This window comes from Rhodovulum sp., assembly GCF_011048875.1.
GTDB lineage: Bacteria > Pseudomonadota > Alphaproteobacteria > Rhodobacterales > Rhodobacteraceae > Rhodovulum > Rhodovulum tesquicola.
The window spans coordinates 1-6,681 of sequence record NZ_DSDD01000146.1; the positions used below are offsets into that span (position 1 = coordinate 1).

7 protein-coding genes and 3 pseudogenes are annotated in these 6,681 nt (G+C 68.2%); 4 read left to right on the forward strand and 6 right to left on the reverse strand.

What is annotated here, in order from left to right; all coding sequences use genetic code 11:
• From ENN83_RS05135 to ureG, 4 genes and pseudogenes are all read left to right on the forward strand, one after another.
• The coding region (locus tag ENN83_RS05135; RefSeq protein ID WP_287184829.1) for an amidohydrolase family protein at positions 1 to 469 on the forward strand (469 nt) is incomplete at its 5' end.
• A 147-nt stretch (positions 470 to 616) separates the two neighbouring features.
• Positions 617 to 841 (forward strand): hypothetical protein, encoded by a 225-nt coding sequence (locus tag ENN83_RS05140; protein ID WP_287184832.1) that lies wholly within the window; start codon positions 617 to 619, stop codon positions 839 to 841.
• A gap of 62 nt (positions 842 to 903) precedes the next feature.
• A complete protein-coding gene (locus ENN83_RS05145) occupies positions 904 to 1,374 on the forward strand; it encodes an urease accessory protein UreE (protein ID WP_287184834.1) in 471 nt (156 codons plus the stop codon).
• Positions 1,280 to 1,959 (forward strand): annotated as a pseudogene (gene ureG / locus ENN83_RS05150) (urease accessory protein UreG). Before ENN83_RS05145 ends, ureG begins: the two are co-directional and overlap by 95 nt.
• 6 nt (positions 1,960 to 1,965) lie before the next feature.
• Here the strand turns inward: ureG and ENN83_RS05155 are convergent.
• From ENN83_RS05155 to ENN83_RS05180, 6 genes and pseudogenes are all read right to left on the reverse strand, one after another.
• The gene (locus ENN83_RS05155; RefSeq protein WP_287184837.1) at positions 1,966 to 2,526 is read right to left on the reverse strand and encodes an XdhC family protein; all 561 of its coding nucleotides are present in this window, start codon (positions 2,524 to 2,526) and stop codon (positions 1,966 to 1,968) included.
• Positions 2,527 to 2,642: 116 nt separating this feature from the next.
• A complete protein-coding gene (locus ENN83_RS05160) occupies positions 2,643 to 3,326 on the reverse strand; it encodes a VWA domain-containing protein (RefSeq protein WP_349760098.1) in 684 nt (227 codons plus the stop codon).
• A pseudogene (locus tag ENN83_RS05165) lies at positions 3,309 to 3,679 on the reverse strand (hypothetical protein); the annotation flags it as partial. The gene ENN83_RS05160 and the pseudogene ENN83_RS05165, both read right to left, overlap by 18 nt.
• 68 nt (positions 3,680 to 3,747) lie before the next feature.
• Positions 3,748 to 4,098 carry a CopM family metallochaperone gene (gene copM, locus ENN83_RS05170; protein WP_287184839.1) on the reverse strand — a complete coding sequence of 117 codons (351 nt, stop codon included), beginning with the start codon at positions 4,096 to 4,098 and terminating at the stop codon, positions 3,748 to 3,750.
• Positions 4,095 to 6,283: pseudogene (locus tag ENN83_RS05175) on the reverse strand (molybdopterin cofactor-binding domain-containing protein). Before ENN83_RS05175 ends, copM begins: the two are co-directional and overlap by 4 nt.
• A partial coding sequence (locus ENN83_RS05180) for a (2Fe-2S)-binding protein (protein WP_287184841.1) occupies positions 6,280 to 6,681 on the reverse strand: 402 nt, incomplete at its 5' end. The gene ENN83_RS05180 and the pseudogene ENN83_RS05175, both read right to left, overlap by 4 nt.

Sequence of the window (6,681 nt, forward strand, 5' to 3'; positions counted from 1 at the left end):
CATCGCGCATGGCATCGCGCATGAGATCCGCTCGATCGAGGTGGGCAAGCGCGCCGATCTGGTGCTGTGGAACCCCGCCTTCTTCGGGGTGAAACCGGAAATGGTGCTGATCGGCGGCACCATCGTCTGCGCGCAGATGGGCGATCCGAACGCCTCGATCCCGACGCCGCAGCCGGTCTATACCCGGCCCATGTTCGGTGCCTATGGCCGGTTGCTGGAAAATTCCGCCGTCATCTTCGTGTCCGAGGCCGCCCAGGCCGAGGGCGTGGGCGGGAAACTGGAGCTCGCTACGCAGACGCTCGCGGTCAGGAACACCCGCACCATCGGCAAGCGCGACCCGATCCTGAACGACGCCACCCCGCAGATCGAGGTGAACCCTGAAACCTACGAGGTGCGGGCCGATGGTGAATTGCTGACCTGCCTGCCCGCCCAGGTGCTGCCGATGACGCAGCGTTACTTCCTGTTCTGAGGGAAAAATGGAACAGACGCACAAAATTGCTGCGACGCAGCATGGCGATGGCGGGAATGTCCAGTCGGCAGGGGGCGGGGCGCCCCGTGAACCCTATGTTGACCATCAAGGGAGGGAAACTTCTTGTGACATACGATGAGGTTTCCGATGGCGACGCCTTTCATGACGGTGAAATATGTGCCCGCGGGCATGTCCGAACGGCTAGACCTGTTCTTCGCGGGGCTGGGGCAGGGCTTCAACGCCTATACCCTACGCCGCGCGCGGATGCGCGAGATCCACAATCTCAACGCCTGCACCGACGCCCAGCTTGCCCGGCTCGGCATCACGCGCGAGGGGATCCCCGACCACGTCTTCCGCGACATCTTTTCCTGAGCCCCATTCGGGCCGGAACCCTGCCATGAGCGCCCTGCCCGTGGCCTGCGAGGCGCCTGAATGTGGACGGGCGGGCCGATGATTGCGTGACGCTGACCTGTGACCAGAGATTCCTCCGGCGCTGGCGGCTGGTCAGCGACGGGGGTCTGGCCTTCCTCGTCGATCTGGCCAGGATCACCTTGCTGAACGAGGGCGACGTGCTGGTGCTGGAGGACGGGCTGACGGTCAAGATCCGCGCGGCCGGCGAACCTCTTTACGAAGTGACCGGCCCTGATCTTGTGCGCATCGCCTGGCATGTCGGCAACCGCCACACCGCCTGCCAGATCGACCCCGGCCGCCTCGTGATCCAGCGCGACCATGTCATCCGCGACATGCTGGGATGCCTCGGCGCCGAGATCACCGAGGTCGAGGAACCCTTCCTGCCCGAAGGCGGCGCCTATGGCCATGGCCGGACCCATGGTCACGCGGATGGCCATTCCCACAGCCACGATCACGACCACGGCCACGCTCGGAACCACGCCCATGCCCCCTGACGCGCAAGTCCTGAAACTGGCGCAATGGCTGTCCCCGGCCTCTTCGGTCGGGGCCTTCGCCCGCAGCCACGGGCTTGAAGCGGCCGTCGCTTCCGGCGCGGTCCCGGATGCCGAGGCGCTGACGCGCATGCAGGTGCTGCCCGCCGAACGCATCAGGGGCGTGGAAACCGGCGGCTGTCCCCATACCGCGATCCGCGAGGATGCCTCGATCAACCTCGCCGCCATCGCGGATCCGACCGCCCGCTTCCCCGATCTTGAGGTGATCCTGATCGAGCCGGGCGGCGACAACCTGTCGGCCACCTTCAGCCCGGAACGGGCCGATCCGACCGTCCATGCGATCGACGTCGCCGCGGGCGAGGAGATCCCCCGCAAGGGCGGCCCGGCGATCACCAAATCCGACCTGCCCGTCATCAACAAGACCGACCTCGCCCCCATGTCGGCGCCGATCTTGCGGTGATGGGGCGTGACGCGAAACGGATGCGGGGGCCGGAGCGGTTCATCTTCGCCGCGTTGCGCCATGGCCAGGGCGTGGAAGAGATCGTCGCGCATCTCTGCCTGATCGGAGGTCTGGCCGAAACCGCCTGATCCCCCTCAGCCCCCGCGCTGGCCCGCCCGGCGCAGGGCCATCATCTCGGCCAGGATCGAGAGCGCGATTTCCTCGGGCGTGATGGCGCCCAGATCCAGCCCCGCGGGCGCGCAGGCGGTGACCGAAAAACCCACGCGCGCCGCCAGGTCAACCAGCGCGACCGCCACCGGCGAGGCGCCGCAGATCACGCAATCGGGCGCGGGCATGACGGCCTGGATGAAGATGTCCATTATGCCTTGGCTCGGGCACATGTTGCGGGCAAAGCAGATGCCGTCGCGTGTCTCGCCCGGGGCCAGACCGCCTTGCGCCAGCGCCGCCTCGGGCTGGACCGAGATCAGCCGCGGCGCGCCGTCGGCCAGCGCCTCGCGGGCGGCCCGGATCACCGCGCCCCGCGCACAGCCGCCGCCGATCCAGCCGGCCTGCACGGTGCCGTCGGGCAGGTTCACCGCCTTGGCGCCCGCCTTGGCCGCGGTGGCGCGTACCGTGCGCACCACGGTCGCCACCGCAAAGGCGGTCCCTGCGCGTTTCAGGTCGGCGATGCGGTCAAGGATGTCGTCCTGTCTCATCGGTTTCATAGCCGCGCAAGCTCCGGTTCCAGCGCGGCCAGCGCCGCAAGCGTGTTGGCCGCCGCGAAATGGTCCAGACGGGGCAGGGCGGCCGCCATCCCGCGCGCGACCGGTTCCTAGCCCTGCCAGCACAGCAGCGGGTTCAGCCAGACGATCCGGCAGCCGCGCTTCCTCAGCCGCGCGAGTTCCGCGCCGATCATCCCCGGCGGATCGGTGTCATAGCCGTCCGACAGCACGATCGCGACCGACCGCCCATTGACCCGCGCCCTGGCATGGCCCCGGTTGAACGCCGCCAACGCCCCGCCGATCCGCGTCCCCCCGCCGAAGCCCTGCGCCATCAGGCTCAGCCGGTTGATCGCGCGCAACGGGTCGGGATCGCGCAGCGCGTCGGTGATTCGCACGAGGCGGGTGTGAAAGAGGTAGGCGTCGGCCCCGGGAATTGCGCCGATCAGCCCCTTGAGGAAGGACAGGAAAACGCGGGCACAGACCGTCATCAAGCCCCACACGTCGCACAGCGCAACGATATTGGCGGGCCGGTCGGGCCGGGCGCGGCGGAACAGCCGCAGCGGCTCGCCCCCCGTCGCGACCGAGGCGCGCGATGCGGCGCAGATCCAGCCGCGCCCCCCGCCGGTCGGCCCTGAGCCGGCGCGCACGGCGGTCGCGGATCGCCTGCGCGATGCGCCGCGCGGTGGCCTCGGCCTCCGCGATATCCTCGGGGCTGACCAGATCGCGCAGATCGGTGCGCTCCAGCCGCGCGACGCGCGCACCCACCAGCCATCCCTCGCCAGCGGCTGCGCCACCTCGCTCGGCACCCGCGCCCGGTCGGCCTGCGTCTTCAGCAGCGTGACCAGGGCCGCCTGAAGCGTCCCCGGATCGTCGGTCAGGTCCGCCACCCCCAGCCCCGAAACGGCCGCGGCGAAATCCAGCGTCTCGGCCGCGTCCGGCACCTTGTCCAGATCCTCGCGCCTGAGCGCCTGCACGAAGCCCACGATCTGCGCCGCCAGCCGCGGCTCAAGCCCCTCATAGCATTGCAGCCGGATCAGCGGCGCCGATTTCAGCGCCGGCAGATCTTGGCCACCTCGGTCTTGCCGACCCCGGCCGCACCCTCCAGCAGCAGCGGCCGTTCCAGTTCCGGCGCAAGGTAAAGCGCCATGGCCAATTCGTCCGAGGCGACATAGCCCGCCCCGGAAAGCTGCGCCTGCAACGCCGCGGCCCCGCCGGTCAATGGCCCGCGTTCTTTTCCAGCCAGGCGCGCATCTGCGCGATCTCTTCCTCCTGCGCGGCGATGATCCCCTCGGCCAACACCCGGATCTCGGGGTTCTCGCCGAATTCCAGCACCACGCGCGCCATGTCGATGGTGCCCCGGTGGTGGGGGATCATGCCCCGGACGAAGTCGATATCGGCATCCCCCGTAAAGGGGATCTCCATCTGCGCATGCATCCGGTCATTCGCCGCGCGATAGGCGGCGGTCGAGGGGCTGTCTCCCCCGGCCGCGCCATGCTGGTGATGGGCGTGCTGCGCCAGCGCCGGGGCGGCGGCAAGCACGGCCGCCAGAAGAACCGCCCGCCTCATCCGTGCAGTCCCGGATCGCGCGCCGTCCGCCAGATCCGCCAATTGTCATGCGGCATATGGGTCTGGGTCAGGCCGAAGACGCGGAAGGCGTCGTGGACGGCATTGGAAAACGCGGGAACGCCCCCGACATTCGGCCTTTCGCCCACGCCCTTGGCCCCGATCGGATGGTGCGGGCTGGGGGTTTCGGTCCAGTCGGTCTGGTAATTGGGCGTCTCCCACGCGGTCGGCAGGAAGAACTCCATCAGCGTGCCGGTCCGCACATTGCCCATGTCGTCATAGGCAATCTCCTGTCCCATGGCGATCGCCAGCGCCTCGGTCAGCCCGCCATGGACCTGCCCTTCGATGATCATCGGGTTGATCCGCGTGCCGCAATCGTCCAGCGCGCAGAACTGGCGGATTTCGTGCTCGCCGGTATCCGTGTCGATCTCCATCACGCAGATATAGGCGCCGAAGGGGTAGGTCATGTTGGGCGGGTCGTAATGGCTGACCGCCTCCAACCCGGCTCGCCCCCCGGGATCGCCGGGTTGTAGGCGGCATGGGCGATCTCGGCCATGGTCTTGAATCGCTCGGGCGCGCCCCTGACCACCAAACGGTCCACGTCCCATTCCAGATCGTTGTCATGCACCTCCAGCAGCCAGGCCGCGATCATCTGCGCCTTGGCGCGGATCTTGCGCCCCGCCATGGCAGTCGCCGCCCCCGCGACGTGGGGCGAGCGCGAGCCGTAGATGCCCGGACCACAGGGCGCGGTGTCGGTGTCGCCCTCCTCGATGGTGATCTTGTCCGCCGGAACGCCTCGACCCGGTCGGCCTGTTCGCGGCGCAGGCCCTGGTAATCCACCGCCTTCAGCGCCTTGTCCCAGGCGGTGTGATAATCGCCCGTGTCGTATTCCCGGCCCAGCGCCGAGGTATAGGGGAACTGCTCCGCCCTGATGAAGTTGATGCGGCGCAACTCGGCCGCATCCATCCCCAGCTTGATCGCGAGGATCTCGATCATCCGCTCGATGAAATAGGCCGCCTCCGTCCCCCGGAACGAACAGCGATAGGCCACGCCGCCTGGCGCCTTGTTGGTATAGACGCCATCGACCGCGCAATAGGCCACGGGAATGTCATAGCTGCCGGTGCAGATGTGGAAGAAACCGGCGGGAAACTTGGTCGGGTCCGCGCAGGCATCGAACGCGCCATGATCCGCGGCAACATGGGCATGAAGGCCCGTGATCCGCCCGTCCTTCGTGGCCCCGATCCGCCCCTTCATCCAGTAGTCGCGGGCAAAGGCCGTGGCCATCAGGTTCTCCATCCGGTCCTCGACCCATTTCACCGGCTTGCCGGTGACGATGGTCGCGACGATGGAGCAGACATAGCCGGGATAGACCCCCCACCTTGTTGCCGAAGCCGCCGCCGATATCGGGGCTGACCACGCGGATATTGTGCTCGTCGATCCCCGACAGCAGCGAGGCGACCGTGCGCACCACATGCGGCGCCTGGAAGGTGCCGTGGACGGTGGGCTTGCCGTTGACCTTGTCCATCGACGCCACACAGCCGCAGGTTTCCAGCGGGCAGGGATGGGTGCGGTGGTAACAGATCGTCTCATCGGCGATCACGTCCGACCCGTCGATGGCCGCCATCGCGCCAGCCGCATCGCCCTGTTCCCGGGTGAAGATATGGTTGTGATGCCGCCGCGGGCCATGCGCGCCCTCGGTCACGCCCGCCAGCTCCTCGCGCAGCACCGATGCGTCGGAGGCCTCGGCCTTGAACGGATCGACGACGACCGGCGGGTCATCGTAATCCACCTCGACCAGCTCTACCGCGTCGGCGGCGATGTAGCGGTCGGTGGCGATGACAAAGGCCACCTCCTGGCCCTGGAACAGCACCTTGCCATCGGCCAGCACCATCTGCTTGTCGCCCGCGAGCGTCGGCATCCAGTGCAGGCTCGGCGGCTCCAGATCCTTCGCGGTCAGCACCGCCACGACGCCCGGCAGCGCCAGCGCGGCCGAAGCGTCGATGGAGTTCACGCGGGCATGGGCATAGGGCGAGCGGACGAAATCGCCGAGCAGCATGCCGGGCAGCTTGATGTCGTCGACATAATTGCCCTTGCCCTGCGTGAAGCGCGCATCCGCGACGCGCTTGCGGGCGCAGCCCAGCCCCTTGATGTTCGCGCGGCGTTCCGCGCTGTCGGGAAGGTCCTTCATTCCGCGGCCTCCTTGACGCTGTTCAACTCATGGGCGGCGGCCAGCACAGCCTTGACGATGTTCTGACAGCCGGTGCAACGGCAGAGGTTCCCGGCCATGCCGAAGCGCACCTCCTCCTCGGTGGGCGTCGGATTCTCCTGCAACAGCCGCGAGGCACGGGTAATCATCCCCGGCGTACGGAACCCGCATTGCAGCCCGTGATGCTCGCGGAACATCTCCTGCAGCACATGCAGGCTGTCGGGCGTGCCGATCCCCTTGATGGTGGTGATCTCGGCCCCCTGCGCCTGCGCGGCGAAGATCGTGCAGGCCTTGACCGATTTCCCGTCCATATCGACGGTGCAGGCGCCGCAATGGCTGGTCTCGCAGCCGATATGCGGGCCGGTGATCCCCGGCCGCTC